Raw genomic sequence first — 1,436 nt, forward strand, 5'->3', positions numbered from 1 at the left:
GGGTGTGTTGTTTGAGAACTGCACAGTGGACGCGAGCATCTTTGTTAGTAAGTGTGTAAGAGCGTACGGTGGATGCCTTGGCACCAGGAGCCGATGAAGGACGTAGTAGGCTGCGATAAGCCTCGGGGAGCTGTCAAACGAGCTGAGATCCGAGGATTTCCGAATGGGGAAACCCAGCACGAGTGATGTCGTGTTACCCGCGCCTGAATATATAGGGCGTGTGGAGGGAACGTGGGGAAGTGAAACATCTCAGTACCCACAGGAAGAGAAAACAACAGTGATTCCGTGAGTAGTGGCGAGCGAAAGCGGAAGAGGCTAAACCGGTTGTGTGTGATAGACGGCAGTCGTTGCATAGCCGGGGTTGTGGGACCCATCTTCCCAATTCTGCCGAATTGGGCATGAGTTAGAAACCAAGTTGTTAGTCGAATTGGTCTGGGATGGCCAACCGTAGACGGTGAGAGTCCGGTAGACGAAAACATCTTGGCTCATGTGGTGGGCACCCGAGTAGCAGCGGGCCCGTGAAATCTGCTGTGAATCTGTCGGGACCACCCGATAAGCCTGAATACTACCTGGTGACCGATAGCGGACTAGTACCGTGAGGGAAAGGTGAAAAGTACCCCGGGAGGGGAGTGAAATAGTACCTGAAACCGTGCGCTTACAATCCGTCAGAGCTGTAATAGGTGATGGCGTGCCTTTTGAAGAATGAGCCTGCGAGTCATCGGTGTGTGGCAAGGTTAACCCGTGTGGGGGAGCCGTAGCGAAAGCGAGTCCGAATAGGGCGCCCTGAGTCGCACACTATGGACCCGAAGCGGAGTGATCTACCCATGGCCAGGGTGAAGCGACGGTAAGACGTCGTGGAGGCCCGAACCCACTTAGGTTGAAAACTGAGGGGATGAGCTGTGGGTAGGGGTGAAAGGCCAATCAAACTCCGTGATAGCTGGTTCTCCCCGAAATGCATTTAGGTGCAGCGTCGCGTGTTTCTCACCGGAGGTAGAGCTACTGGATGGCCTAGGGGGCCCACAAGCTTACCGAAGTCAGCCAAACTCCGAATGCCGGTGAGTGAGAGCGCGGCAGTGAGACTGTGGGGGATAAGCTTCATAGTCGAGAGGGAAACAGCCCAGATCGCCGGCTAAGGCCCCTAAGCGTGTACTAAGTGGAAAAGGATGTGGAGTCGCGAAGACAACCAGGAGGTTGGCTTAGAAGCAGCCACCCTTGAAAGAGTGCGTAATAGCTCACTGGTCAAGTGATTCTGCGCCGACAATGTAGCGGGGCTCAAGTACACCGCCGAAGCCGCGGCACTCAGACATACAGATCGCCTTCGGGCCAGTCGTCTGGGTGGGTAGGGGAGCGTCGTATGGCCAGGGAAGCGGCGGAGTGATCCAGCCGTGGAGGCCATGCGAGTGAGAATGCAGGCATGAGTAGCGAAAGACGAGTGA

General features: G+C 55.7%; 1 rRNA gene (cut by a window edge). It reads left to right on the forward strand.

The features are described from left to right. Window positions 1-45: 45 nt before the first annotated feature. Window positions 46-1,436: ribosomal RNA gene (locus ACFRAQ_RS36825) — 23S ribosomal RNA — on the forward strand (it continues 1,490 nt past the right edge of the window).

Origin of the sequence: Nocardia sp. NPDC056611, assembly GCF_042792755.1 — a bacterium.
In the GTDB taxonomy this organism is placed as follows: Bacteria; Actinomycetota; Actinomycetes; order Mycobacteriales; family Mycobacteriaceae; genus Nocardia.